Source organism: Gordonia sp. SMJS1, assembly GCF_029866425.1.
In the GTDB taxonomy this organism is placed as follows: domain Bacteria; phylum Actinomycetota; class Actinomycetes; order Mycobacteriales; family Mycobacteriaceae; genus Gordonia; species Gordonia hongkongensis.
Window position 1 is genome coordinate 538,808 of the sequence record NZ_CP123381.1, and the last position, 26,475, is coordinate 565,282.

Below are 26,475 nucleotides of genomic sequence, written 5' to 3' on the forward strand. Positions count from 1 at the left end.
AGTTTCGGGTCGGTTGCAGTCTGGCCGGACAGTGACGGCTGGCATGTATTCGTCAGTGATCTTGCGGTCGAGGAGTTTACCGACGTCGCGAGCGCTATAGGTCGAGTTGCGGCTGGCGACACCAGCGTCGGTCGCGCTGCGAAGACCTGGCCCTTCATCTGCCGGCGGTGTGGGCGCAACGTTCCGCTGAGGGAATCGACGCTCGAGCAACTCTGTTCCGACCTGGCGACCGCCCAACACGACACGCTCGACATCTCGGCTATTCCAACGTAGCCCGAGGTGGGCATGTAAGCTTTTGCTTAATAGCGCAAGCCGGTCATGGTGCCCTGGCCGATCACTCTGGCACCTTCATTCTCCCCATCGGGAGGTCGATTCAACGACCCCGTTGGAGGACTCGTGTCCACCTGGACAAAAGAGCGATCTCGTCTCGCTCGCCTGCACCAAACCCACTCACCCGACTCTTCCGAGATTCGGGAAGCTCGCCGCGACTTCGCCGCTGCCCGTTTAGAAGACCATGTAGCGAGAGTTCTCGCCGATGCACCACCTCTTACTCATGAGCAGCGCGAGCGCATCGCTTCGCTACTCCGCGTCAATCCTGCACGGCCACAGGCAGACCACGCCGACCTGGGGCTGACACATCCCACCGACGAAATCGGGGGCGATGTTTGATGACCGGAAAGAAGAAACCCCCGGTGGCGGCCGGGGGTTCCGAAGCAGTCTCGTGGGTGCGCGACTTCGTCCATCATAGCGAACCCCTCACGCCCGAGGAACGCTACGAGGTCGCCGTCGTGTCCGCTGCCGCCGAACTCGGATACCGCCCCGCCGTCCAATGCACCCGCTGCGGAGCCTGGCTCGTCGCCGCGAAATCCGTTGCACTGCACCGCGGTCCCGTCTGCCGAGAGATGGGAGGCGACGATGACTAGCACCGCATTCGAGCGTGTCATCGACGCGTTCCGAGACCAGGGCCTCACTGTCGACGAACGAGGCGACAAAGCAGCCGCCCAAGCTCCCGGCCACTCGCCCGCCGACAGGTCAGTGTCCATCGCACGCAGCGACGGCAAGGCACTCGTGCACTCCCACAGCGACGACACCGCCGAAGTGCTCGCCGCGGTCGGTCTCACCCACAATGACCTGTTCGACGACCGTCGAGGGTCGGGCAAGGCTCCCGAGTCGACGCTGACTGCCGGCCAGAAGTTGTTGCGTGACCGGCGCCGCACAGAACAGCGAGCACGGCGTTCTGAACTCGACCAGGCGCACGCCGACGAGTTCGCACGCGAGCTCGCAGAAGCCGGACGGATTGCAGCGCAGGAGAACCCCGGTCTGCCGAGCCGAGGCGACCACGTCCTCCAGCTCATCGAACGGTTCCTGTCGCGGTTCGTCTCCTACCCTTCAGAGGCCGCTCGCGTGGCGCACGTCCTCTGGATTGCCCACGCGTGGCTCATGCCGGCCTGGGAGTCAACACCCCGAATCGCGTTCCTTAGCCCCGAACCAGGGTCCGGGAAATCCCGGGCTCTCGAGGTCACGGAGCCCCTTGTGCCCCGGCCGGTCCATGCCGTCAACACAACGCCGGCCTACCTGTTCCGCAAGGTCGCGGACGAGGCCGGCCCGCCAACCATCCTCTACGACGAAATCGACACCGTCTTCGGTCCAAGGGCCAAAGACAACGAAGACATCCGCGGCATGTTGAACGCTGGTCATCGCAAAGGTGCTACCGCTGGCCGGTGCGTGATTCGCGGTAAGAACGTCGAAACAGAGGAACTGGAGGCTTATTGCGCCGTCGCCCTCGCCGGACTCGACGACCTCCCGGACACCATCATGACGAGGTCGGTTGTGGTGCGGATGCGACGGCGAGCACCGGGCGAGAAGGTCGAACCCTGGAGGCTGCGAATCAACGGGCCCGAGGCCGAGGAACTCGCCGCTGAAATCAAGGGGTGGACCGCCTCGGTCGCTCTGCAGGCCGGCGAATCATGGCCGGAGATGCCCGATGGTGTCGAAGACCGGGACGCCGACGTGTGGGAGGCACTGCTCGCCGTCGCAGACCTCGCCGGTGGTGATTGGCCGCAGCGGGCTCGTGGCTCGGCTGTCACGCTTGTCACGGCTTCTAAGGACCGCACCCCGAGCTTGGGTGTGATGCTGCTGCGCGACATTCGGATCGCCTTCGGCACGGAGACCAGGATGTCCACCGAGAACATCCTGTCGGCCTTGAACGACCTCGACGAATCCCCGTGGGCAACTATTCGGCGCGGTGACCCCCTCGACGCGCGAGGGCTGTCGACTCGACTCGGTAAGTACGGGATTAGGCCCGCCCAGTGGCGTGAAGGTGAAGATCGTCACCGCGGGTACCTCGCGGCCGACCTCACCGACGCCTGGGAGCGGTATCTACCCCCGGTAGACCCCCAGGAATCCGTGACACCCGTGACAACCGTGACACAACCCCCGGTTGTCACCGCTGTCACGGGTGTCACGGAATTATCCGGCCCTACCTTGTGCCCAATCTGCCAATCACCAATGACCTTCGCCGACGACCTAGCCGTCGGTCACCACATCGCCTGCAGGGAGAACTGAGAATGGACCGCGAGACGCTCGACAAACTGAGCCGGAACTGTGAGCTGTACACGGGTCGGCCGTGGGACGGGACGATCGAGCACCTCGACGCCGCCCACGCCCGACAGACCGAGATGATCGAAATTCTGAACGCTCACGTCGCGTGGCTCAGTGCGACCAAAGAGCGGGTGGAACGGCGCCGCGAGCCCTGGAACACGCGCACGTGCCGGGAGCAATCGCGCCGCGACGGCGACCTCGCAGCACCCCCCCAGTGGATCGGCAACTACAGCGAGAACTGCACGCCGGAATGGAAACTCAACCGGTGACCACCGTCCGCTGCTGGCGCGGACCACGCTGGTACGCCGCCGCGGTCGTCATCGACGCACCTGTTCCAGATGGAACACCTGCGGACCTGTCAAGGGAACCGGTATCCCTTGAAAAACTGAACAGACAGAAACCACATGCCCGAGAGGAAACACCATGTCCGACAACCTGACTGACAACAACGAAACCACCGACACGCCGCCGACCGGGGAAACTCCCCGGCCAGAGGACAACACCCCCGATCCGACGACACCGGACCAGAATCAGGACGGTGAAGTACAAGACGAGTACAACAGCGAAACCCCTGAGCCACAGAGCAAACGGGAAGCGCGGTATCGGGTCCAGTTGCGCGAGACCGAAGCCGAACGCGACACCCTCGCCGGCCGTATCGAAACGATGCAGCGCGCCGAAGTTGAACGCCTCGCCGCCGACGTAATCGGCAAGCCCACGGCGCTCTGGGCCACCGACACCACCCTCGCCGACCTCCTCGACGACGACGGCCAGGTCGACCGCGACAAGGTGGCCGCCGCCGCCCACGCCGCCAAGGAGAAACTCGGCCTCGAGATCGGGGAGGCAGCCCGGAAGAAGCGCGGCCCCGTCGTACCGCGCGAGGGCACCGGCACCGGACACTCATCACACAATGCTTGGAAGGAAGCCTTCAGCAAGTAGTACAATCACAGTCAGAACCGCGGTGAGACACCAGGTTCGACGACACACAGCCCACGCGGGCACCGGACGACGCGAGCCGCGCACCGAGAGAATCCACTCACTGGTGCGCGGCTCGCCGCGTATCCGAACCTCGTAAGGAATCACAATGGCTATCGCCACCACCAAGACCTCAGCCGACGCCTGGTCTCCCGACATCACTGCGGTTGCACCCACCGACGCCGTGCCGGACGCGCTGATCCTCCACACCTCCACCGTCGCAGGCGAGATCGAAGGTGACGCCCCACTGGTCCGCGTGCAATACGTGGACGACGCCGACGCCTCCTTCACCGCTGAGGGGGAACTGATCACCGAGGACGACCCCGGCCTGTCCGAGCGGGTCGTGCCCACCGGCAAAGTAGCCCAGCTCATCAAGCTCAGCCGCGAACAGTGGGCTCAGCCCAACGCCTCCGACCTGCTGTCCGCGAGCGTCACCCGCGCCGTAACCAAGGCAGGCAACGCCGCGTACATCAACCAGGTTGCACCCACCAGCCCCGCCGTCACGCCACCCGCCGGCCTGCTCAACATTCCCGGCATTGTCAACGGCGGCGCCGTCGACGCCGACCTCGACGGACTGGTCGACCTGCTCGCACTCCTCGCCACCAATGACGCGACGGCGAGTCACATCGTCGTCAGCCCCACCGCTTGGGCATCACTGCGCAAGTTCAAGACCGGTGTCGACTACAACACCTCGCTTCTCGGCACTGGCGCGACCGACGCCCAACGATTCCTGCTCGACCTCCCGGTGATCGTCACCCCGGCCGCGCCCGCCGACACCGGCCTCGTCATCGACAACACCGCCGTCGTCTCCGCAGTCGGACCCGTCATGGTCGCCACCAGCGAACACGCGTTCTTCGGCGCCGACAGCATCGCGGTCAGGTGCACATGGCGCTTCGGGGCCAACGTCGTCAAACCCAACCGCATCGGCAAATTCACCGTCACCGCACCCGAGTAAGACGACACAGACCGCGCGACCGAGGGCGTCAACCCGTGACCCACATGAGAGCACGGCAAGACCACCCCACGACGAGGGCCAGTTCCGATGCCCGAGGATGGCTCTGCGCCCCGGTCGCGCACCCTCAACAACCCCCAGGGGCAGGTCCCCTCGACCACCACGAATCCGGCCCCTCTTGGCATACACGGCCGTGTGTTGGACCCCCCCCTACCCCCCCCCTGCTGGCTGGTTCCGGAAAGGTGCCTGTGATGGCCAAGTACTCAACGTTGAGCGCGGCGATGGCCGCTGGCGACGAGCTCGCCGAGGCGGAGATCCGTTACGACCTGCTGGCGGAGACGTTCACGGACATGCCACAGTTGCGCGGCAATATGAACGGGCAGTTGGAGCGTGTGAAGGCCGAGATCATCCGGTTGCGGGCGGCCGAGGAGGTCGCGAAGAGGTCAAGCCCCTGGAAGTGGTGTAACTGAATGGTGATCCTTCGTGGGTGGTCAGGCGGGTAGTTGCATCAGGTCATCGGTGCTCACCTCCGTCGGCGAGCTGGTGGCGGGGTCGGTGGTCAGGGTGAGTCGGCAGCGGCTGAGGACTTCGAGACCGAGGTAGCGGCGGCCTTCGGCCCATTCGTCGGTCTGCTCGGCCAGGACGGCGCCGATGAGGCGAACGATGGCATCCCGGTTCGGGAAGATCCCGACCACGTCGGTGCGGCGTCGGATCTCCCGGTTGAGCCGCTCGGTGGGGTTGTTGGACCAGATCTGCCGCCACACATCGTCGGGGAACGCGATAAACGCCAGCAGGTCCTCGCGGGCATCGCCGAGGTGGTCAGCAACCTCGGGCAGTCTGCCTTCGGTGTAGTCCAAGAGCCGGTCGAACTGGGCATTGACAGCCTCGGCGGTGGGCTGGTCGTAGACGCTATGCAGCATCGCCTTCACGGCCGGCCACATCGACTTGGGGCACGCGGCCATGAGGTTTGCGGCGTAGTGGGTGCGACAGCGCTGCCAGGCGGCCCCGGGCAGGTTCGCCGCGATCGCCTCGATCAGCCCGGCGTGGGCATCGGAGGTCACCAGCCGGACTCCGCCCAGGCCACGGGCCACCAGGTCGGCGAAGAAGGTGTTCCACGAGGCCTTCGTCTCGCTGGTGGCGACTTGCATGCCCAGGACCTCGCGGTGGCCGTCACCGTTGACCCCGGTGGCCAGCAGCACCGAGGCTTTGACGACCTGCTTGTTCTCCCGGACCTTGATCGTCAGCGCATCGGCGGTGACGAACGTGAACGGTCCGGCCTCGTCCAGGCGCCGGTGCCGGAACGCCGCGACCTGCTCATCGAGGTCTTCGGCCATGCGGGAGACCTGGGACTTGGACAGCGAGTCGATGCCGAGAGTTTTGACCAGCTTGTCCATCCGGCGGGTGGAGACCCCGGCCAGGTAGCAGTCCGCCACGACGGTGATCAGCGCGGATTCGGCCCGCTTGCGACGCTCGAGCAGCCACTCGGGAAAGTAGGAGCCCGAGCGGAGCTTGGGGATGGCGACGTCGACGGTGCCGACCCGGGTATCCAGGGGCCGGTGGCGATAACCGTTGCGGTAGTTGGTGCGCTCTGACGAGCGGGCGTTCCACTCGGCGCCGCACACGGCGTCGGCGTCCGCGGACAGCAGGGCGTTGATCATGGTCTGCAGCAGCTCGCGCATCAGATCCGGTGACGCGTCGGTCAGGGCTTGGCTAAGCAGGCCTGCAGGGTCGACAATATGGGGTGCGGTCATCGTGATGACTCCGTTCGAGGATTCGGTAGAAGGTTGACTCGAAGGATCACACGGTGGCCGCTCTACATCCGTACACAACACGGAATCGCAGACGATCTCGGCCACCGAGTTACACCACTCTATGGGGCACTACTCGCGAAGAAGAGGTCGGCGCCGAAGTCTGAGTGTGACGGCACGGTGGTCTCGTTCGACGCTGGACGGTTCCGCAAGTCTGGGGCGTAGCTGCACTAGCATCACGCCAGTCCAGGTCCTTTAACCGTGTCTTCGGGGAACGGGCGAGGAACAGCGTCCTGTTCCTGCTGGTCAGGCGTGTTCCTCTGTTCCTGGGTATAGGGGTCGGGGAACGAGGAACACGGCAACCGTGTCTTCGAGAGCGGACGCAGCGATCGAACCAAAAGTTCCGAATCCGGAAAGTCTGCAACTCAGTGGTCGCACTTCAGCTCCGTGATTACCCTCTGCCAGACGGAGGTTTCGTTCACAGCCAACGGACACCCAAGGGTGGCAGAAGTGGTACCCCATCCCGGAATCGACCCACGAACCATGCCCGTAATCGCGTCAGGCCACGACGGGTTGCCACCTGACCCTGTGGGTAGGCGGTAACGCTGTGGCACCATCTCGTGTTTCGCGAGGACGCGAGCGGTGGCCCTCGTCGACGTCGAGGGACTGGGCTACGTCGAGCCTGCTGGTTTTCGTCGGGCGAGGCGATGACGACGGGTACGGGAGTTTGCGTGACCTAGCGCCCCGGCCGGGAGTCGAACCCGGCAACCACTGCTGTTACGGCGGTGGTCGACCGTCAGGGCTGTTGTGAGGGGGAGCTTTCTGGCGACTGTCTGAGGTGCGTCATTTGACACACCTTTCGAGGTGGACTTGTCGCCTGGAAGTGCATCTCGGGCGTCGCACGGCAAGTTCGCCGAGCGGGGCACGGGCTTAGGGGTACTCGCTGTCGAGTACCCCCCCCAATCCGTTAGCGGCGGTGGACCTTGCACCAGGGTCCATTGCGGCATGGCTTGCCTGAGCGGGTCATCCGGCCGCACCGAGTCCGACGCACCTTCACCTGGAATTCTTCAGGCAGCTTGCCCCGCAACTCGTGGGGAGGAAAATCCCGCCCCTTGAACGTCTCGTCGGCGTGGTCTTCGTGGACGATCCAGAGAGTTTCGCTGCCAGACTCTTCGACGTAGGTCTCGACAACGAACCCGTCCGTCATCTGGTGGGTGCGGGTGGTGTCGCCGATCGCTTTGCCCTCACCGTGCGCGTACTCGATCGTCACGCACGAGGGGCAGGCGTACCAGCGGTTCGGTTCGTTGTAAACGCGGCGGCAGTGCCGGCACCAGCGGTTGAGGACTATGGCGAGTTGATCGCGGTATCCGCGTTCGAAGTCGTCGTCATCACTGAGCGTCATCGTGTGCAACATCAGTTCAGCAACGCGGGCCTCGTCGTCGCCCGACGCTTCGGCCCGTTCGGCGATCTCCTCGCGGGCGGCTCGGACGCCGGCGTTGTAGGCGCTCACCGGTCCAGCCCCAACCATGCGGCGACGTCACCAATTGGTGACACGATGTCGTCGACTTCTTCGCCGGTCGCAATGGATAGAGCCTGCACGACCCGGCGGGCGCGCCGCTCCACGTCGTCGTGGTCGTAGTCGACGGCTTCCTCGAGCTGCCACACCGCGTGACGGACGGCGGTGGCGTGGTCGCACTCGGTGTCTTGCTCATAAAGGTCCCAAGCGTGACCGATAAGAGTCTCGGCGGGGGATATGCTGGATGCACGGTTCACGACGGAGTTCCGATCCGCTTGTTCCGAGGCTCTGGAATCGGTGTTGGTAGCACCGGCCCGGAGCCGTTCTCAATTCGAGAACTGTCCAAGTCGTACATCCGTCGTCACCGGTGACAACATCGTGAGTGCCCTGACGGGCATCATCGGAAAGGCGCTCAACACCTCGGTCGGTTGATGAACCGCCGAAAGTGGCTGCGACGCCTGCTCGCCGACGAATCAGGCATGGTGACGGTCGAGGCCGCGTACGCGATCGCCGCGATCGTCGTCATGGTGCTCATCGCCGTGGGTGCGGTCGCCGCGGTGACCACCCAGATCCGCTGTACCGATGCGGCGCGCGAGGTGGCTCGCCTGTCCGCTGCGGGTGATGCTTCGGGGCGCGAGGTCGCGCAACGGCTGGTCGGAGACGGTGCGCGCGTGTCGATCTCGGATGCGGACGATCGGGTCGTCGTGGTCGAGGTCCGATCGGGTGTGGCGATGCTGCCGGGTCTCACGGTGTCGGCCCGGGCGGTCGCGGCCAAGGAGCCGACAGGTGCGGATCAGGTGGTGTTCGCGCCGGGGGTGGGGCCATGACGCGCCGTCGTGGGCTGATCGCCGACGACGGCGGTCACGCAACGGTGTTGGGCGCATTCGTGATCGCGGCGCTGGCTGCGGTTCTCGTGATGGTGATCTATGTCGGGGCAGCGGTGCTCGCCCGCCACCGCGCCCAGTCGGCGGCCGATCTGTCCGCTCTGGCCGCGGCGATCGAGCATGCGGCGGGTGAGCCGAATCCATGCGCGGCGGCACGAGATCTGAGCCGCCGACAGGACTCGGGGGCCGAGCTCGTGGAGTGCCGTACCGCCGGAGACGATGTGGTGGTGACGGTTCGGGTGCCGGTGGCGCTCGGGAGTTTCGGGACGAGCGACGCCACCGTCCAGGCGCGCGCGGGACCGGTGGACTGACCCCGTGCCGAAGGGCGGCCCTACCCGAGACCGTCGGATTCGACGGAGATCCGCTTGGGGTACACCCGGATGGACTGCATGGGCGCGAACCACAATTGGTGGAAGTGCACGTCGGTGTCGCCGCGATAGGCGAGTTCGAGCGCATCGGTCCCGGTGTTCAGCGGAATCCACGATCGGGCGGCCCGGACGAACGACGACCAGTGGATGAGTTCCCCCTCGGTGAGGAAACCGCCTGCTGCTGCCCAGGTTTCACCGGAGTGGGCATCGGTGGACGCCAGATAGACCTCACCGAGGGAGGCGGTGACCCGCGGACCGACCATCGCCGTCTGCAGATACCACTGTGCCGTGGTCACGACATCGGTGAAACCTCCGGAACGGGCCGCGCACCAGGCGTAGTGGAGGTCCAGGGCGTCGAGCGCCTCGTCTTCGGAGAAGAACACGTCGCGCTCGCCGATGGACGACGGCAACTGGTCGGTGTTCTGCGTCGGGCGGGCGAGCAGGAAGAAGGCACGAGAGGGTCGGGTGACCTGACGATACGTGTGGGTCCCCCGGTCGGATGCCTCGTCATGCATGGGCCAAGTATTCCCGACGGAGAAGATCCAGGACGGCTACTGCGCCATTCTTGTCGAGCGGATCGTTACCGTTGCCGCATTTGGGACTCTGCACGCAGGACGGGCAACCGCTCTCACAACCGCAGCTGGCCACGGCGTCTCGGGTGGCGTCGATCCAGGTCAGGAACGCCGAATGCCCGCGTTCGGCGAAACCGGCACCGCCCATGTACCCGTCGTAGACGAAGACCGTCGGCAGACCGGTGTCCGGGTGGAGGTCGGTCGAGAGTCCACCGATGTCCCACCTGTCGCAGGTCGCAACGAGAGGGAGGAGGCCGATGGCCGCGTGTTCCGCGGCGTGCAACGAACCGGGCAACCGGGTCTCGTCGACACCGGCGTCGGCGAGTGCCTCCGGTGTGAGGGTGTACATCACGGCGCGGGTGCTCAGGGTCTGCTCGGGCATGTCGAGCTCGACGGCGTCGAGCACCTCTCCGGTGCGCAACGTGCGGAGGTAACCGACGACCTGATGGGTGACGTCGACCTCCACGAATGCGACCGTCAGCGGGCCGAATCGCCGGCTCGCGAGCGTCGCGGTGATGCTGATGTCCGTCGTCTCCCGCGCCGACGTCGTCCAGTCCGGGTCCTCCGGATGCGCCAGCGCGAGACCGTCGTCGAGATCGAGCTCGTCGACGAGATAGGTCTCGCCCTGGTGAATGTGGACGGCGCCGGGGTGCACCGTCGACATGGCCCGGCCGGTGTCGACGGTACCGAGCAGCTGCGACGTCGTGGTGTCGACGATCAGGACCTGCCCGCCGATGCCGCCGCGGATGTCGACGTCGGCGTGGGGTTCGGTTCCGGCCGTGACGTACCAGCCGGACTTACGTTTGCGCAGCAGGCCGTCGGCGGCCAGGTCCTGCGCCACGTCGCGGGCGTTCCAGGCGTCGATCTCGCTGTCCGACAGCGGTTTCTCCATGGCGGCGCACAGCAGGTGCGGACCGAGGATGTACGGGTTGGCGGGGTCGGTGACCGTGGCCTCGACGGGTTTGCCGAGGAGTGACTCCGGATGATGCACGAGGTAGGTGTCGAGCGGGTCGTCGCGGGCGACGAGCACGACGAGTGAGTCGCCGGACTCGCGCTGGCGTCCCGCGCGCCCGGCCTGCTGCCAGAACGAGGCGACCGTTCCGGGGTACCCGCTGACGATCACGGCGTCGAGTCCGCTGATGTCCACGCCGAGTTCGAGCGCATTGGTGGTGGCCACGCCCAGCAGTTCGCCGTCGGAGATGGCCTTCTCCAGACGTCGCCGATCGTCGGCCAGGTATCCCGCCCGGTACGCGCCGATCCGGGACTCGAGCTCGGGGGCGCTCTGTGACAACAGGTGTCGTGCGCTGAGTGCGGTCAGTTCGACGCCCCGCCGGCTCCGGGCGAAACACAGTGTACGAGCACCTTCCACCACGAAATCGGCCAGCAGTCGGGCGGATTCAGCGCCGGCCGAGCGTCGGACGGGTGCACCGTTCTCGCCGGTGACCACCGGCAGGAAATCGGGCTCCCAGAGGGCGACGGTCCGCTCCCCGCGGGGAGATGCGTCCTCTGTCACCGCGACGGCCGGTTCACCGATCAACCGGCCCAGCGCCTCGGCCGGTTCGGCGACCGTCGCACTCGCGCCGATGACGACCGGATCGGCACCGGCGGCCCGCGCGATCCGCAGCAGACGCCGCATCACCAGGGCGGTGTGAGACCCGAACACGCCTCGGTAGTGGTGACATTCGTCGACGACGATGAACCGCAGATGCCGGAAGAACTGACGCCATCGGTGGTGATGGGACAGGATGCCGATGTGCAGCATGTCGGGGTTGGTGAAGATCCAGCGCGAATGGGCGCGCGCCCACTGCCGGATCTCGGGGTCGGTGTCGCCGTCGTATGCGCACGGCTGGAGGTGCCCGAACTCCGGTCGCCCGGCGATGATCGAGGACACCGCCCGGATCTGGTCGGCCCCGAGAGCTTTTGTCGGCGCGAGGTATAACGCGGTCGCATTCTTTTCGTTCAGAAAAGAAGTGAGAATGGGCATTTGATACGACATCGATTTGCCCGATGCGGTCCCGGTGCAAATAGCCACATGATTGCCGCGGAATGCGGCGTCGGCCGCGCGCGCCTGGTGAGTCCACACCTTCTCGATGCCGTTGTCGGCGTAGGCGTCGATCAGGGGCTGCGGCACCCACTCCGGCCAGGCGTCGAAAGATGGTGAGCGCGATGGGATTACCGAGAGGTGGGTGAGCGGGGAGGGGTCGGCGTCGGACCCCGCGAGGGTGCGGGCCAACAGGCCTGTCCCGAATGTGGAGTACTGCATCTTCTGGTGAGAACTCTTCGAAATAGTGTTGCAGCGACGGGTCTCCGACCTGCGTCGATGTTACCGGCTGGTGTCGTTGGTCTGAAGTTTGACGAGGTTTTGACTCACTTTGGTTCGTGTGACTATCGCTGGGGGGCCGAACATGATTGACTGGTTCCGGCCGCAGCTTTCGCGACCCACCGCCCGGTGGGCGACAAGCATGTTGCAGCCGTGGTACTGAGGTTAGTTTGGCGGATCGATGCAGATCTTCGCGGGGCTCTTTGAGGTATGGCGGTCGACCGGCCACGACACGATGACCCATCGTGTCGCGACAGTTGATATGTAAAGGATTGCAAGAATGGCACAGGGAACTGTGAAGTGGTTCAACGCGGAAAAGGGCTTCGGCTTCATCGCGCCTGATGAGGGTTCCGACGACGTGTTCGTCCACTATTCCGAGATCCAGGGATCCGGTTTCCGCACCCTCGAGGAGAACCAGCGGGTCGAGTTCGAGGTCGGTCAGGGCACCAAGGGGCCGCAGGCCACCGGCGTCCGCGCTGTCTGAGAAGACCCGCGTGTGACTGCACCAAGCAGTCGGGGCAAACCACCGCTCCCGTTTCGATTCGTCGAGGCGGGAGCGGTTTGTTGTCTGGCTCCCGTTCCGCAGCGCTCCGCGCGTCGCGAACGCGCCACCTGAACCGCCCACCTATTTCCGAGACACAGCACTAGTCTCGAATCGTGGGCCAGTTGTCGTTTTTCTCCGCGGAGACCGAACAGCCCGCGTACGCCGACCTCGCGGGGCTGCTCGCGGCGCACGGACAGGCCGTCCGCTCCGAAACCGGTACGCGGGTCTCGATCGTGGTCGCCGACCGCTGGCGGGCAGAGCAGATCGTCGTCGAGATGCGTGCGGCCGGCCTCGAAGCCGAGTCGACGGTCTCGGACGAGGGCACGCCGCTGGCCCGGACCGCGCCCTGCCATGAACTCGATCCCCTGCACGCGGCCTGGTCCGCGGGAGCGGTCAAGGCGATGCCCCCCGGCTGGGTTCCGAGTTTCCGGGCCCTGCGCCTGTGGGTGATCGCCGCCGGTCACTCGGATGCCGGCCGCTACCAGCTCGGATTGGATCCCCACGCTCCGGAGTCGCACGCGGCACTCGCCACGGCGCTGATGCGGGTCGGCATCGCACCAACCCTCGTCGGTACGCGCGGGCATTCCCCGGCCCTGCGGATCGCAGGCCACCGGCGCCTGTCCCGGTTGCACGAGTACGTCGGCGTCCCGCCCTGTGCCGAGGCCGTCGCCGACTGGCCTCCGGTCGACGAGCATTAGTCATCCCGCATTCGAGCCGTTGAGCTGCTACAACGGGTCGGAACGGTGTCGGATCGGTCACCTCGCCGGGTCCGAGACGGAATTCAGATGTGCAAACGGCGCTATACATAAGGTACAAACCCATCGAACACACCTGAACTGACACGCAGGAACGTTCTCCACCCAGTCAACCGAAGGACGCCCCGGTGGCAGAGACCAGCACCGCATCCCGCTCGAACAGGGGTATTCGACGCCTCGTGATCGTCGAGTCCCCGACCAAGGCCCGCAAGATCGCCGGGTACCTGGGGGCGAACTATGTGGTGGAGTCGTCCCGAGGGCACATCCGCGACCTCCCGCGCGGTGCCGCCGACGTGCCGGCCAAGTACAAGGGGCAGTCCTGGGCACGTCTCGGCGTGAACGTCGACGAGAACTTCGAGCCGCTGTACGTGGTGTCGCCCGACAAGAAGTCGACCGTCAGCGAACTCAAGTCGCTGATGAAGGACGTCGACGAGCTCTACCTCGCCACCGACGGTGACCGTGAGGGGGAGGCGATCGCCTGGCATCTCCTCGAGACGCTCAAGCCGAAGATCCCCGTCAAGCGCATGGTGTTCCACGAGATCACCGAGCCGGCCATCCGGGCGGCTGCCGAGAACCCGCGTGACCTCGACATCGACCTCGTCGACGCGCAGGAGACCCGACGCATCCTCGACCGCCTCTACGGCTACGAGGTGTCGCCGGTGCTGTGGAAGAAGGTCATGCCGAAGCTGTCTGCGGGCCGTGTGCAGTCGGTGGCGACGCGCATCATCGTCGAACGGGAGCGCGAGCGCATGGCGTTCGTGTCGGCCGAGTACTGGGACATCTCCGCGACGATGGACGCGAGCGCGGAGAGTGCGGACAGCTCCAATCCGCAGACCTTCAAGGCGCGGCTGGTCAACGTCGACGAAGCCCGGGTCGCCACGGGACGCGACTTCGAGTCGACGGGTGTCCTGAAGAGGTCCGACGGCGTCATCGTGCTCGACGCCGACCGCGCCGAGAGTCTGGCCACCGGCCTGCGAGGTGCGGGGATGACCGTCACCTCGGTCGAGGAGAAGCCCTACACGCGCCGTCCGTACGCGCCGTTCATGACCTCGACGCTGCAGCAGGAGGCCGGCCGCAAGTTGCGGTTCACCTCCGACCGCACGATGCGGATCGCGCAGCGGTTGTACGAGAACGGCTTCATCACCTACATGCGTACCGACTCGACGAGCCTCAGCGAGTCGGCGATCAACGCCGCCCGCGCCCAGGCCCGCGAGCTCTACGGCGACAACTTCGTCCACTCGACGCCGCGCCAGTACACCCGCAAGGTCAAGAACGCCCAGGAAGCACACGAGGCGATCCGACCCGCCGGTGAGACCTTCCGTACCCCCGGCCAGGTGGCCGGGCAGCTCGAGGCCGATGAGTTCCGCCTGTACGAACTGATCTGGCAGCGCACGGTCGCGTCGCAGATGGCCGACGCCAAGGGCACCACGCTGAGCCTGCGTATCGCCGGCACCGCGTCGTCAGGAGAGCGCTGCACCTTCGCCGCGTCAGGTCGCACGATCACCTTCCCGGGCTTCCTGTCGGCCTACGTGGAGACGGTCGACGAGCTCAGCGGCGGCCAGGCCGACGACGCCGAGAACCGGTTGCCGCAGCTCACCGAGGGGCAGTCGCTGACGGCCACCGACCTGACCGCAGACGGTCACTCCACCAACCCGCCGGCGCGCTTCACCGAGGCGTCGCTGGTGAAGGTGCTCGAGGAACTCGGGATCGGCCGACCGTCGACGTATGCGTCGATCATCGGCACCATTCAGGACCGCGGGTACGTGGTCAAGAAGGGCAACGCCCTGGTGCCGTCGTGGATCGCGTTCGCGGTCGTCGGTCTGCTGGAGGCGTACTTTGAGAGCCTCGTCGACTACGACTTCACCGCGACCCTCGAAGACGACCTCGATCAGATCGCCACGGGTAACGAGAACCGCACGAAGTGGTTGTCGGAGTTCTACTTCGGCGACGACCATTCCGGTGCCGACGGTGAAACCCGTTCCGCCCACTCGGCAATCGCGCAATACGGCGGTCTGAAGAAGCTCGTCGGTGTCAATCTCGAGGAGATCGACGCGCGGCAGGTCAACTCCATCCGTCTGTTCAACGACGAAGAGGGCCGCCCGATCTATGTGCGGGTCGGCCGATACGGGCCGTATCTCGAGCGCAATGTCGCCGCGGACGGTGCGGAAGAGGATCTGCAGCGCGCCAACCTGCCCGCCGACATCACCCCGGACGAGTTGACCCTCGCGGTTGCCGAAAAGCTCTTCGCGACACCGCAAGAGGGACGTTCGCTCGGTACGGACCCCGTCACCGGTCACGAGATCGTCGCCAAGGAAGGACGTTTCGGTCCGTACGTGACCGAGGTCCTGCCGTCGGACGACGATGACGACGACGGGGACACGCCCGCAACCATTCCCGCGGGCCCGACGCCGCGTGACGGCGGGTCGGGCGGCGGCACCGGAGGTTCGGACACCGCCGACGGCGACGTCGTCCCGCTCGACTCGCCCGGCGGGGGCACGGCCACCAAGACGAAGCCGGCGGCGAAGAAGACCGCGAAGAAGGCGGCGAAGAAGGCCGGTCCCAAGCCGCGTACGGGCTCGCTGTTCAAGACGATGGACATCTCGACGGTCACGCTCGAGGACGCGCTGAAGCTGCTGTCGCTGCCGCGCGTCGTCGGCGTAGACCCGGAGTCGGGCGACGAGATCACCGCGCAGAACGGCCGGTACGGCCCGTATCTCAAGAAGGGCTCGGACTCGCGGTCCCTCGGCACCGAGGAGCAGCTCTTCGAGATCACCCTCGACGAGGCGCTGAAGATCTACTCGGAGCCCAAGCGTCGCGGTCGTCAGGCCGCCGCGCCGCCGCTGCGTGAGCTCGGCAAGGACGACGAGGTCAGCGGCAAGCCGATGGTCATCAAGGACGGTCGGTTCGGACCGTACGTGACCGACGGCGAGACCAACGCCAGCCTGCGCAAGGGCGACGAGGTCGCCTCGATCACGCCGGAGCGCGCGATGGAGTTGCTCGCCGATCGTCGGGCTCGTGGCCCGGCCAAGAAGGCTGCCAAGAAGACCACGAAGAAGGCGGCGGCGAAGAAGGCCCCCGCCAAGAAGGCAGCGGCCAAGAAGACGGCGGCGAAGAAGACCGCAGCCAAGAAGACGACGGCGAAGAAGACCGCAGCCAAGAAGTCGACCGCCAAGAAGACGGCGGCCAAGAAGGCGACGCCGGACGCCGAGTAAGAGCGCTCAATAATCGCTAATCGCTGGGGCAAGCGACGGCGAGTCCCTGCTCGCACCTAGTAATAGCTGGAAGGGCTTTGGTAACTGGGACATCCTCCTGATGTGGTCATAAGGGGCTTGGTTATCCCAACCACAAAAGGAGGATGTCAATGTCTAAGGCTAGTCGTTTGAGTCGAGGTGACAAGCGTCGGAACGATCGGTTGACCCGGTTCCGGGGGATCGTGCGCCGCGACCACGCGGTCGCAGCGATCGATCTGGCATCGAACAAACAAGTCGTCGCGGTGGTCGATCACGACTCCCGCATCGTGGCGCGCCGCACGTTTCACTGCGCGCCACCACAGTTGGCCACCGCGATCGAGTGGAGCCGTACCGCCGCTGCTGCTGCGGGGTTTGCCGGCATCGTCATCGCGTGTGAACCGACCGGGCATCGCTGGAAAACAGTCCGAGAACCTCAGGGGGTGTCAGATGGTCTGTGTAAGTCCAGTGCTCATCAGTGAGAGGACAATCTATGAGCATGGCGTTAGACGATAAGCAGCACGACGACGGTCAGCAGCTGCCTGAGTTGGCTGAGCCGCGTTCGACCGCGGAGGTGGCCGAGGCGCTGGAGGCCTCGGGCATGGTCGATGAGTTGTTGGCCCAGATCGATACCGGCCAGGTCCAGATCACCGGCGACGGCGGCCTGATCCCGGGTCTGATCAAACTCGCCCTCGAACGCGGCCTGAAGGCCGAGCTGACCGATCACCTCGGCTATGCCAAGGGCGATCCGGCCGGTCGGCAACTGCCCAACGCCCGCAACGGGTCGAGCCCGAAAACGGTGGACTCCGCGGCCGGGCCGGTCGAGTTGAACGTTCCTCGTGACCGTGCCGGCACGTTCACCCCACGCCTGGTACCGAAGGGTTCCCGCCGGCTCGGCGGGCTCGACGACATGATCATCTCGCTGTATGCCGGTGGCATGACGTTGCGCGACATTCAGCATCATCTGGCCTCGACGATCGGCACCGATCTGTCGCATGAGACGATCTCGAAGATCTGCGACGAGGTCCTCGACGCGGTCGATGAATGGCAGAACCGGCCGCTGGAGGCGTTGTATCCCGTCATCTACCTCGACGCCCTGGTGGTGAAGGTCAAAGACGGCGGTCATGTCCGAAACAGGCACGCCCACATCGCTATTGGTGTCGACATGGCCGGCGTCAAGCACGTGCTGGGCATCTGGATTCAGGCCGAGGAAGGCGCGAAGTTCTGGGCCGGGGTGTGTGCGAATCTGGCCAACCGCGGCGTCAAGGACGTGCTCATCGTGTGCTGCGACGGGTTGACCGGGTTCCCCGAGGCGATCGAGGCGACCTGGCCATTGGCCACGGTGCAAACGTGTGTGGTGCATCTGATTCGCAACTCGATGCGGTTCGTGAACTACAAGGACCGCAAAGAGGTCGCGCGGGCGATCAAACCGATCTACACCGCCCCCGACGCCGAGACCGCCCGCCGCGAATGGGAAGCCTTCCGAGACTCGGAACTGGGGACCAAATATCCGAGTGCCGCAGCAGCTTTCGATCGAGCGTGGGACCGGTTCATTCCGTTCTTGGCGTTCCCGCCCGAGCTCCGCAAAGTCATCTACACCACCAACTCGATCGAGTCGCTGAACTACCAGCTCCGCAAGGTCATCAAGAATCGGGGACACTTCCCCAACGATCTCGCGGCGCGCAAACTGCTGTGGCTGGCGATCTGCGACATCGAGGACAAACGGGCCCGGCAACGCGAGAAGGAACGCGGCAAGCCCGCCGCCACGCGCAGAGCCCCCGGCAGACTCGTCGAGGGCCAAGTCGTGACGAACTGGAAACAGGCCCTCGGGCAACTAGCCCTGGCCTACCCCGACCGCATCGAACCCCACCTCAACTAGACCCAACCAGCAACCACAGGAAACCCAGGAGTCACGTTCTTACACAGACATCTTGACAAGCTCAGACCTCACCGCTGCGGTCGGGGTGCAGATGGTGTGCGTGCAACCGATCGCCGTCTCTCGCGCCCGGGAGACCGAAGACTTCACCCACGACAAATCCGACGACAAAGACGCCCTGCTGATCGCACGGTTGACCACCCAACTCCACCTCTACCTACCCGAACACGCCGACGAGCAATGGAGCAGGCTACGCCACCTCGGTGTGCGCCGATCCCAGCAACTCACCCGCCGTAGCGCAGCCCAACAACAAGCCCGCGATCTGCTCGAGAGCAGCTGGCCAGAAGCGCTCGACTGCGCCGGGCAGCCGTTCAAATCGGTGACCTGGCTGGCCGCGATGGCCGTCATCGGCGCTGACCCGACACCCCTGACCGCCCAGAGCAGCCGCGACCAGGCGGTGGCGTGGCTACGGGAGCAGGTGCGCGCCGAGCTGCCCCGCTGGGGTGGGCGTCGGGTCACCACCCGCATCCTGGTCGCACTCGTCGACGCCGCCTTCGCGACCGAGACCACGATCACCGGCGAGGCTGGTGCGTTGGAACGGGCCCGCTACGCTCTCGACGATTTCGGGCACGCCCGCACCGCCTGCGAGCAGGTCGAACACCTCATGATCGAGGTCCTCACCGGGCTGGGCCTACGCGCCCTCGCCGAGTCCATCCCGGGGGTTTCGGCGGTCTCGGTCGCGGCGATCCTCGCCGAAACCGGGGACCTGACCCGCTTCGATTCCGCACGCGCGGTGGTCAAACACGCCGGACTGTGCCCGCGGGAGAACTCCTCCGGCAACTACCGCGGCACCACCCGCATCAGCGGGCGTGGCCGGCCCTTGTTGCGGGTCGCCGCCTGGCGGGCGGCATTCGCCGCGCTCACCCACAACGAGGTCTACGCCGCCCGCTACCGCCACCTGACCAGCCGAGACACCAACCAGCTCAACCCCAACCAGGCCCGGGTCGCGATCGCTGCCGCCCTATTGCGGCAACTGTTCGTCGTCATCACCACCAACACTGCCTGGAACCCCGACATCGCTGCCGGCCGTACCCGACCCGCCGAAAGGACCGCCGCCTGACCCCTAAACCCTCCGGCCGGACAAGCTCGCTGCACCTTGGGCACCCAAGCCCGACCCTGAGCCTGAGCAGTCCCCACCCCCGGCGCGAACCAAGCTCGAATGAAGGCTGTTGGGTAGCAACCCGTTTGAACGCTAGGTAGAGCCCGCGCCAGGCACGACCCCGGCCAACCCGAACCCCCCCACCACGCACCCATCCCGACACGCCAACCGGCCGCCGGGCCGAACACCCACGCCCACACCCACCACAGGACCCTGTTGACACAAACCCTCATAGGCTGCTCAGGGGGCAGGGGAGGGGGGGAGCTCAGTCCCGCCGGTCCGGCTCGAGGTGCGGGCGCGCGAGGAGCGTCTCGATCCCGCGGCCGCGGAGTTCCACGCCCTCGCCGATCTCCCAATGCTCGGCTTCCTCGTGAGACGCCAGGAACACCGCGCGAGCGGACCCGAGGACGCGGGTGGGTTCGTCCTTCGCGAGCTCGGTGAGGCGGGCCGCCTCGTTGACCGGGTCGCCGATGACCGTGTACTCGAGTCGCTGTTCGGCGCCGATGTGGCCGGCGATGGCCTTGCCGGCCGACACCCCGATGCCGATGTCGGTGTCACCCAGGGTCTCGTAGAGCTCGGCCCGCAGCTCACGCGCGGAGGCAAGCGCGCGGCCGGCGAAGTCGTCGAGGTCGAGCGGCGCACCGAAGATGGCGAGCGCGGCGTCGCCCTGGAATTTGTTGACGAACCCGCCGTGGCGACCGACCACGCCGACGACGACCCGGAAGAACTCGTTGAGCAGTTCGACGATCTCGCGGGGCGGCCGATTCACCGCCAGGCGCGTCGAGCCGACGATGTCGACGAACAGGACGCCGACGTAGCGTTCCTCGCCACCGAGTTCGGTGCCGGTCTCGATGGCCCGCCGCGCGACGTCCTCGCCGACGTAGCGGCCGAACAGGTTGCGCAGCTGCTGGCGTTCGCGCAGGTCGGCGACCATGTCGTTGAATCCGGCCTGCAGCAGGCCGAGATCACTGCCGTCGTAGATCTTCACCGCGACGTTGAGGTCGCCCTCGCTGACCTTGGACTGTGCGCGCCGCAGCTGCTTGATCGGGTCGTTGATGGCGGCGACAACGCGCACGATCGCGATCACGCTGAACGCGAGCGCCGAGATCGCCATCCACAGGATCGGCCGCTCCAGGCCGGTGGAGTCGGCCTCGATGATGCCGAGCCGGTGCAGCACGATCATCCCGATGATCACCAACATCGGGGCGACCACGCTGATCACCCAGAACGCGGTGATGCGGGTGGTGACACTGGGCGCGATGGCGTTGTCGGGATTGTTGGCCATCGCCGCGACCGTGATCGGCCGCATGACCTTCTCCGCCTGCATGTAGCTGAGCGCACACGTGACCATCGCGCCGATCGTGCTGGCGATCGCGACGATGAAGGCGTTCTTCGACGAGACGGTCAGGTTGACGAACGTGAACAGCGTGCCGCCCACGACCCACAGTGCGGCGTTCACCGCGGTCAGCAACATCGGTAGCGCGAGGGCGCGGCGTCGTGCGGCCTCGTTGTCGAGTCGGGTGCGACGCCGATGCCAGATGAGCACCGGTAGCGAGAGCTGGATGCTGGCGAAGCCGCCGATGACCATCGCGATCAACAAGTAGGCAGCGAAGATGACCTGGTTCAGCGCGGTGATCTCGTCGAGGCTGATCGAATCCTGGATCGGCATGCCGAAGCGCAGGAACGCGAAGGTGAACAGTGCACCGACGAGGTTCGCCCGCAGCATGTCCAGCGCGAGAATGGGCCACGGCGTATGAATCAGCCATCGGGCCAGATGCAGGCCCTTTGACCACCGCGACCGTTGTTGAACCACGGAGACTACGGTAGCTGGCTGCTTGCAATCGTTAAACACGGTTCCGCGCCTCAGGCGTGTCCGAACTGCGGATTAGGGTGTTGCTGTGACAAATGTCTTCGATCGGCTGACCGGGCAAGAGGCCATCGCCGACGATCTGCGGGCCGCCGCACGGGCCGCGCGTGCTCTTGCGGCGAGGCTCGACGCGGGTACCTCGGACGACCTGTTCCTCGCCGACGACGAGATCCCGGCCGTCGATGCGGGGTGGTCGCGGGCGTCGATGACCCACTCGTGGCTGTTCACCGGACCGCCGGGCAGCGGTCGGTCGGTGGCCGCGCAATGCTTCGCCGCGGCTCTCCAGTGCCAGGCGCCCGACGCCGCGAACGTCGGCTGTGGCGAGTGTCGTGCGTGCGTCACGGTGATGGCGAAGACCCATGCCGATGTCCGCCACGTCGTGCCGGAGGGGCTGAGCCTCGCCGTCGGGGCGATGCGCGACATCGTGCAGGCCGCCGCGCGCCGGCCCGGCACGGGGCGCTGGCAGATCGTCATCGTGGAGGACGCCGACCGGCTCACCGAGCAGGCCGCGAACGCACTGCTGAAGGTCGTCGAGGAGCCGCCGTCACGCACGGTGTTCCTGCTGTGTGCGCCGTCGGTGGACCCGGAGGACATCTCGGTGACCCTGCGGTCGCGCTGCCGGCACGTCGCACTGGTGACGCCGACGACCGCCGACATCGAGCGGGTTCTCGTCGAGCGCGACGGTCTCGATCCGGAGCAGGCTCGGTGGGCGGCGTCGGTGTGCGGCGGCCACATCGGGCGCGCGCGTCGGCTGGCGACGGATCCCGAGGCGCGCACGCAACGCGAGAAGGCGCTCGGGCTGGCGCGTGCCGCCGCCCGCGACTCGACCGCCTATGCCGCTGCCGAGGAGCTCGTCCGGTCGGCCGATGAGGCCGCCAAGGCGATCAGTGCCGAACTCGACGCGGCCGAGACCGAGGAGATGAAGACCGCGCTCGGGGCGGGCGGCACGGGCAAGGGCACCGCGCGGATGCCGCGCGGAAGTGCCGGCGCGCTCAAGGAACTGGAGAAGCGGCAGAAGTCGAGGGCGACCCGGGTCGGACGCGACGTCCTCGACCGTGCCCTGGTCGACCTCGCCGCGCTGTTCCGCGACGCGCTCGTCGTCGGCGTCGGCGCCCAGGTCACCGCGATGCATCCGGACAAGGCCGACGACCTCGCGAATCCGCTCGCCGGCTACGCCAAGCCCGAGCAGCTGCTGCAGTGCGTCGAAGCCGTGCTCGCGTGCCGGGAGGCCCTCGACATGAACGTGAAGCCGAAGTTCGCGGTCGACGACATGGTCGCGCGGATCGGACTCGCGCTCGCGCGACCGGTCGGGGCGTAGACAGCTTCACCCTTCCCTATTGGTAACTCATGTGTTACCAATAGGTCGTGGATGACTTCGAGGCGATTGCCGACCCGGTGCGTCGTGCGCTGATCGAGCGGCTCGCTCGCGGGTCGGCGCGCGTCGTCGATCTCGCGGCCGACCACCCGATCAGCCGACCGGCGATCTCGCGTCACCTTCGTGTGCTCGGCGAAGCTGGCGTGACGACGGCCGTCGACCACGGCCGGGAGCGGCATTACGAGCTGGCGTCCGGCGCGCTGGCCGGGGTCCGGGCGTGGCTCGACGCGGTGGACTCGGCGGTTGCGGGCTCGCACGCCGTGGACTCGCGCGCCGTGGACTCGCACGCCGTGCAGCCGAGATTCGATGAGCGTCATCTCGACGCGCTCGACCTCGAGGTGCGACGTACCGTGCGCGAGTTCGTCGATGAGGAATCCGCGGACTCCCCTCTTGCACAGCCCGATTCAGGCAGACGACACAAGGAGACAGGATGACTGCGGACATCACGGCCACGGGCCGTCGAGAGGTGCGGGCCGGCGTGCCGCACGTGGTGCTCGAACGGAGTTTCGCGGCGCCGGTAGACGCCGTATGGGCGGCGATCACCGAACCCGCGCGCCTCGAACGCTGGATCGGAACATGGGCCGGCGACCCCGTCGACGGTTTCGTCGACTTCCGGATGACCGCCGAGGGCGACGACGTGGAGCCGGAGCGGTTCACGATCCTGGAATGCGATCCGCCGCGCCGGCTGGTCGTCGAATCGAAGTCCCCGGCCCAGGACGGGAATGAGGACGTGTGGCGGCTGGAACTGGACCTGGCGGAGGCTCACGGAACGACGACACTGAGCTTCGCCCAGGGACTGCCACGGGCCGACATGGCCGAGAACGTGGGCCCGGGATGGGAGTACTACCTCGACCGTCTGGTGGCGGCCGAGGCCGGCCGTAGCGTCGCCGAGGTCGACTGGGACGCCTACTACCCGGCGTTGTCGTCGTCGTACGCGGACCTGTTCCGGGACTGATCGGTCGCGCCCGGACTCCGATCGCCGAAGGGCGACGCGGGCCTCGACCTATCATGAGGTCACGGTCGCGTGCCGCGGCCGGACGATGAGCGAGGAGCGAGCGATGTCGGACTTCATCCGCAAGATCAAGGAAGATGCCAAGGCCGTCTCGGCCGCCATCGATCAGGAACTGACGGTGCTCGAGGGTGTTCCCGGCTACGACCCCCTCGCTGACAACAAGGATGCCGAGACGTCCGACGAGAGTGCCGACGATTCGGCGCCGGTCGAGGGCGAGTCGCGGTAGGGAAGCAGACGGCAAACGGCCGCCGGATGGAGAATTCATCCGGCGGCCGTCCTGCTGTCACGCGGGTGTGCTCACTGCTGAACTCACCCCGGGGCGCTCACTTCTGAACGAACCCCAGCAGCGCCTCGTTCACCTCGGCGGCGTGAGTCCACAGCAGGCCGTGCGGCGCATCGGGGACCTCGACGTACTCGGCCTCCGGAACGGCCTGGTGGAAGCGGCGACCAGTGGCATCGATCGGCAGGATGTTGTCGGCCGTGCCGTGCAGGATCAGGGTCGGCTTGCCCGAGTCGCGCACTGCGGCAACATCTTCGCGGAAGTCCTCGATCCAGGCGGGGACAACCGAGTAGGCGGCGACCGGCGCACTGCCGACCGCGGTGTTCCAGTTCGCGTCGACGACCTCCTGGGTGATGCGGGTGCCGAGGTTGTCGTCGAGGTTGTAGAAGTCCTTGTAGAACTGCGTGTACCAGGCGTAGCGGTTCTCCTTGGCGGCCGCCGCGATACCGTCGAAGACGGACCGGTCGACGCCTTCGGGATTGTCGTCGGTCTTCACCAGGAACGGTTCGAGCGACGCCAGGAACGCGAACTTCGCGACCCGATCGATGCCGTGGTTCTTGGCGTAACGGGCGAGTTCGCCGGTGCCCATGGAGAATCCGACGAGGATGACGTCGCGGAGATCGAGCGTCTCCAGGACGGTGTTCAGGTCCGCGGCGAAGGTGTCGTAGTCGTAGCCGGTGCCGACCTTGCTCGACTTCCCGAACCCGCGACGGTCATAGGTGATCACGCGGTAGCCGGCGTCGATGAGCTCGCGCGCCTGCAGTTCCCAGCTGTTGCCGTCGAGCGGATAGCCGTGGATCAGCACGACGGCCTGGCCGGTGCCGTGATCTTCGTAGTAAAGCTCGACGTCGGTGGAGTTCTCGGTGCCGACTTTGATGTAGCCCATTGCGATCACTTCTCTCTGTTGAGGCGACCCGATCGGGATCGGAATCGATGCGGCGGGCGGGAGAACGATCGTTCTCACCGGTGATTGCTACACTAGAGAACGATCGTTCCCCGCGCAACCCCCAGCCGGGAACCGGCAGTAGAGGAGATCGAGGTGACCGACGCCGTGGACCCACGCGAGCAGGTGGTCCGCGCCGCTGACCAGCTGTTCAATGCGCACGGGGTCCACGCGGTGGGGATGGACAAGGTCCGCGATGCGGCGGGGGTGTCGCTGAAGAAGATCTACTCGATGTTCCCGTCGAAGGAGGCGTTGATCCTCGCGGTGCTCGACGATCGGACCCGGCAGTGGAACAGCGGGATCGCCGCGTGCGCGGATGGGCTGTCAACACCGCGGGAGAGGTTGCTCGCCGTGTTCGACTTCTTGCTCCAGTGGTTCGGCACCGACGAGTTCCGCGGGTGCGCGTTCATCAACGCCTACGGCGAACTCGGGGCCGAGATGCCCTCGGTCGCCGCCGCGGTCCGTGCGCAGAAAGCTGATTTCCAGCGTTACGTCGCGGGTCTGGTGGCCGAACTGGGAGGCCCCGACGGCCTCGGCGCGCAGCTGTCCATCCTCGCCGAGGGGGCCCAGACCACGGCGGCGATCGCGGGCTCGGCGCGTGCCGCCGACGATGCACGAGCCGCCGCCGAAGTCCTGATCGACCAAGCTCTCCCGTAGTCGATTCCAGAGGGCCTGCGGCCGTGAGCTTCTCGACGGTTCGTGATCTGCCGCCCTTGGTGCGGCGAAAATCGCTCGCGGGAGACGCCCGATGGTGGGAGGCTGCGACGGTGATCGACGTCGACAGGTTCAGCGCAGACGGTTTCCTCAAGATCGAGCGTCCGTCGCTGCGCGAGGCCGCGGACCGGGCGCGGGCAGGATTGTGGGCTCAGCTGGGTCTGTCCGAGGACGACCCGGACGCCTGGACCGATCCGGTGCGCTGGGCGTCGGACATGGTGGGGGCCGGCCCATTCGGGTTGCTCGCGAACAGTCCGGAGCTGACCGAGGCGCTCGATGCGATCTGTGGCGTCGGCGGTTGGACACCGCGCGGCGCCCTGGGCAACATACCGGTCCGCTTCCCGCTGCCGCCGACGGTCGATGACCGCGGCTGGCACATCGACGCCAACACACCGCGCGAGGACGGATCGTGGGTGGTGAGTCGACGGCCCCACACCGTGCTGATCCTGACCCTGCTCTCCGAAGTCGGACCGACCGACGCACCGACACGCATCCGGGTGGGGTCACATCGCGACGCAGTCGCCGTCCTCGACGACGACGGGATGAGCCCCTTCGACGCCGGTCCGCTACTGGACGCCGCGAGTCGCGAGCGTCGCGTCGCTTACGCGACCGGCAGTCCCGGTGACGTCTACGTGGTCCATCCGTTCACCGTGCACGCGGCCGACGAACATCGTGGTGCGACTCCACGATTCATGGCGCAGGGGCCGGTGATGCTGACCTCGCCGTTGTCGCCCGACTCGGCAGCACCACTCGGGTCCGTGTTCGGTTGAGCAGTTGATCTACGACGACG

27 protein-coding genes and 1 pseudogene are annotated in these 26,475 nt (G+C 66.4%); 21 read left to right on the top strand and 7 right to left on the bottom strand.

Going from position 1 to position 26,475, the window contains the following annotated elements:
- Positions 1-668: 668 nt before the first annotated feature.
- From QAD21_RS02450 to QAD21_RS02475, 6 genes are all read left to right on the top strand, one after another.
- A complete protein-coding gene (locus QAD21_RS02450; RefSeq protein ID WP_280360464.1) occupies positions 669-923 on the top strand; it encodes a hypothetical protein in 255 nt (84 codons plus the stop codon).
- A complete protein-coding gene (locus tag QAD21_RS02455; RefSeq protein ID WP_280360465.1) occupies positions 916-2,565 on the top strand; it encodes a DUF3631 domain-containing protein in 1,650 nt (549 codons plus the stop codon). The genes QAD21_RS02450 and QAD21_RS02455 overlap by 8 nt, the downstream gene beginning before the upstream one ends.
- A gap of 2 nt (positions 2,566-2,567) precedes the next feature.
- Positions 2,568-2,870 carry a hypothetical protein gene (locus QAD21_RS02460; protein ID WP_280360466.1) on the top strand — a complete coding sequence of 101 codons (303 nt, stop codon included), beginning with the start codon at positions 2,568-2,570 and terminating at the stop codon, positions 2,868-2,870.
- Positions 2,871-3,024: 154 nt separating this feature from the next.
- Positions 3,025-3,537: a hypothetical protein gene (locus QAD21_RS02465; RefSeq protein ID WP_280360467.1), complete on the top strand. Its 513-nt coding sequence runs from the start codon at positions 3,025-3,027 to the stop codon at positions 3,535-3,537.
- A 145-nt stretch (positions 3,538-3,682) separates the two neighbouring features.
- Positions 3,683-4,528, top strand: coding sequence for a phage major capsid protein (locus QAD21_RS02470; protein ID WP_280360468.1), 846 nt, complete (start codon positions 3,683-3,685; stop codon positions 4,526-4,528).
- 248 nt (positions 4,529-4,776) lie between these two features.
- Positions 4,777-4,995 (top strand): hypothetical protein, encoded by a 219-nt coding sequence (locus QAD21_RS02475; protein WP_280360469.1) that lies wholly within the window; start codon positions 4,777-4,779, stop codon positions 4,993-4,995.
- A gap of 21 nt (positions 4,996-5,016) precedes the next feature.
- Here the strand turns inward: QAD21_RS02475 and QAD21_RS02480 are convergent, their stop codons facing one another.
- The 3 genes from QAD21_RS02480 to QAD21_RS02490 all read right to left on the bottom strand — a co-directional run bounded on the left by QAD21_RS02480 (position 5,017) and on the right by QAD21_RS02490 (position 8,046).
- A complete protein-coding gene (locus tag QAD21_RS02480) occupies positions 5,017-6,276 on the bottom strand; it encodes an IS256 family transposase (protein ID WP_096905832.1) in 1,260 nt (419 codons plus the stop codon).
- A 964-nt stretch (positions 6,277-7,240) separates the two neighbouring features.
- On the bottom strand, positions 7,241-7,783 hold the full coding sequence (locus QAD21_RS02485) for a hypothetical protein (RefSeq protein WP_280360470.1): 543 nt from the start codon (positions 7,781-7,783) through the stop codon (positions 7,241-7,243).
- A complete protein-coding gene (locus QAD21_RS02490; RefSeq protein ID WP_280360471.1) occupies positions 7,780-8,046 on the bottom strand; it encodes a hypothetical protein in 267 nt (88 codons plus the stop codon). The genes QAD21_RS02485 and QAD21_RS02490 overlap by 4 nt, the downstream gene beginning before the upstream one ends.
- Before the next feature lie 97 nt (positions 8,047-8,143).
- Here QAD21_RS02490 and QAD21_RS02495 point away from each other — a divergent pair.
- The 3 genes and pseudogenes from QAD21_RS02495 to QAD21_RS02505 all read left to right on the top strand — a co-directional run.
- Positions 8,144-8,221: pseudogene (locus QAD21_RS02495) on the top strand (DUF4244 domain-containing protein); the annotation flags it as partial.
- A complete protein-coding gene (locus tag QAD21_RS02500; protein WP_065630535.1) occupies positions 8,221-8,616 on the top strand; it encodes a TadE family type IV pilus minor pilin in 396 nt (131 codons plus the stop codon). The pseudogene QAD21_RS02495 and the gene QAD21_RS02500, both read left to right, overlap by 1 nt.
- Positions 8,613-8,984, top strand: a complete 372-nt coding sequence (locus QAD21_RS02505; protein ID WP_165630695.1) for an Rv3654c family TadE-like protein — start codon at positions 8,613-8,615, stop codon at positions 8,982-8,984. The genes QAD21_RS02500 and QAD21_RS02505 overlap by 4 nt, the downstream gene beginning before the upstream one ends.
- A 20-nt stretch (positions 8,985-9,004) precedes the next feature.
- Here QAD21_RS02505 and QAD21_RS02510 read toward each other — a convergent pair whose 3' ends face one another.
- A complete protein-coding gene (locus QAD21_RS02510; protein ID WP_065630533.1) occupies positions 9,005-9,556 on the bottom strand; it encodes a hypothetical protein in 552 nt (183 codons plus the stop codon).
- Positions 9,549-11,876 carry a DEAD/DEAH box helicase gene (locus QAD21_RS02515; RefSeq protein WP_068970205.1) on the bottom strand — a complete coding sequence of 776 codons (2,328 nt, stop codon included), beginning with the start codon at positions 11,874-11,876 and terminating at the stop codon, positions 9,549-9,551. The genes QAD21_RS02510 and QAD21_RS02515 overlap by 8 nt, the downstream gene beginning before the upstream one ends.
- Before the next feature lie 337 nt (positions 11,877-12,213).
- Here QAD21_RS02515 and QAD21_RS02520 point away from each other — a divergent pair, with 337 nt between their 5' ends.
- The 6 genes from QAD21_RS02520 to QAD21_RS02545 all read left to right on the top strand — a co-directional run bounded on the left by QAD21_RS02520 (position 12,214) and on the right by QAD21_RS02545 (position 19,455).
- Positions 12,214-12,417, top strand: a complete 204-nt coding sequence (locus QAD21_RS02520; RefSeq protein WP_004022110.1) for a cold-shock protein — start codon at positions 12,214-12,216, stop codon at positions 12,415-12,417.
- Between the two features lie 173 nt (positions 12,418-12,590).
- Positions 12,591-13,175 (top strand): hypothetical protein, encoded by a 585-nt coding sequence (locus QAD21_RS02525; protein ID WP_065630531.1) that lies wholly within the window; start codon positions 12,591-12,593, stop codon positions 13,173-13,175.
- Between the two features lie 185 nt (positions 13,176-13,360).
- Positions 13,361-16,444, top strand: coding sequence for a type I DNA topoisomerase (gene topA, locus QAD21_RS02530; RefSeq protein WP_165630693.1), 3,084 nt, complete (start codon positions 13,361-13,363; stop codon positions 16,442-16,444).
- 200 nt (positions 16,445-16,644) lie between these two features.
- Entirely contained in the window at positions 16,645-16,941 is a 297-nt protein-coding gene (locus QAD21_RS02535) for a hypothetical protein (protein ID WP_280360472.1), read from the top strand.
- Positions 16,942-16,952: 11 nt separating this feature from the next.
- Positions 16,953-18,338 (top strand): IS256 family transposase, encoded by a 1,386-nt coding sequence (locus QAD21_RS02540; RefSeq protein ID WP_159370889.1) that lies wholly within the window; start codon positions 16,953-16,955, stop codon positions 18,336-18,338.
- A gap of 52 nt (positions 18,339-18,390) precedes the next feature.
- The gene (locus QAD21_RS02545) at positions 18,391-19,455 is read left to right on the top strand and encodes a transposase (RefSeq protein ID WP_165630692.1); all 1,065 of its coding nucleotides are present in this window, start codon (positions 18,391-18,393) and stop codon (positions 19,453-19,455) included.
- Positions 19,456-19,759: 304 nt separating this feature from the next.
- Here QAD21_RS02545 and QAD21_RS02550 read toward each other — a convergent pair whose 3' ends face one another.
- Positions 19,760-21,220, bottom strand: a complete 1,461-nt coding sequence (locus QAD21_RS02550; protein ID WP_083207337.1) for an adenylate/guanylate cyclase domain-containing protein — start codon at positions 21,218-21,220, stop codon at positions 19,760-19,762.
- Positions 21,221-21,392: 172 nt separating this feature from the next.
- Between QAD21_RS02550 and QAD21_RS02555 the strand changes: the two genes are divergently transcribed.
- The 4 genes from QAD21_RS02555 to QAD21_RS02570 all read left to right on the top strand — a co-directional run bounded on the left by QAD21_RS02555 (position 21,393) and on the right by QAD21_RS02570 (position 23,974).
- Positions 21,393-22,679 (top strand): DNA polymerase III subunit delta', encoded by a 1,287-nt coding sequence (locus QAD21_RS02555; protein WP_058251106.1) that lies wholly within the window; start codon positions 21,393-21,395, stop codon positions 22,677-22,679.
- Between the two features lie 47 nt (positions 22,680-22,726).
- The gene (locus tag QAD21_RS02560) at positions 22,727-23,170 is read left to right on the top strand and encodes a metalloregulator ArsR/SmtB family transcription factor (RefSeq protein WP_068970201.1); all 444 of its coding nucleotides are present in this window, start codon (positions 22,727-22,729) and stop codon (positions 23,168-23,170) included.
- The gene (locus QAD21_RS02565) at positions 23,167-23,691 is read left to right on the top strand and encodes an SRPBCC family protein (RefSeq protein WP_280360474.1); all 525 of its coding nucleotides are present in this window, start codon (positions 23,167-23,169) and stop codon (positions 23,689-23,691) included. Before QAD21_RS02560 ends, QAD21_RS02565 begins: the two co-directional genes overlap by 4 nt.
- Before the next feature lie 103 nt (positions 23,692-23,794).
- A complete protein-coding gene (locus QAD21_RS02570; RefSeq protein ID WP_065630547.1) occupies positions 23,795-23,974 on the top strand; it encodes a hypothetical protein in 180 nt (59 codons plus the stop codon).
- Between the two features lie 97 nt (positions 23,975-24,071).
- Here the strand turns inward: QAD21_RS02570 and QAD21_RS02575 are convergent, their stop codons facing one another.
- Positions 24,072-24,914, bottom strand: a complete 843-nt coding sequence (locus tag QAD21_RS02575) for an alpha/beta hydrolase (RefSeq protein ID WP_280360476.1) — start codon at positions 24,912-24,914, stop codon at positions 24,072-24,074.
- Between the two features lie 153 nt (positions 24,915-25,067).
- Between QAD21_RS02575 and QAD21_RS02580 the strand changes: the two genes are divergently transcribed.
- On the top strand, positions 25,068-25,628 hold the full coding sequence (locus QAD21_RS02580) for a TetR/AcrR family transcriptional regulator (protein ID WP_280360477.1): 561 nt from the start codon (positions 25,068-25,070) through the stop codon (positions 25,626-25,628).
- 110 nt (positions 25,629-25,738) lie between these two features.
- Positions 25,739-26,455 (top strand): phytanoyl-CoA dioxygenase family protein, encoded by a 717-nt coding sequence (locus QAD21_RS02585; RefSeq protein ID WP_226514346.1) that lies wholly within the window; start codon positions 25,739-25,741, stop codon positions 26,453-26,455.
- Positions 26,456-26,475: the final 20 nt, after the last annotated feature.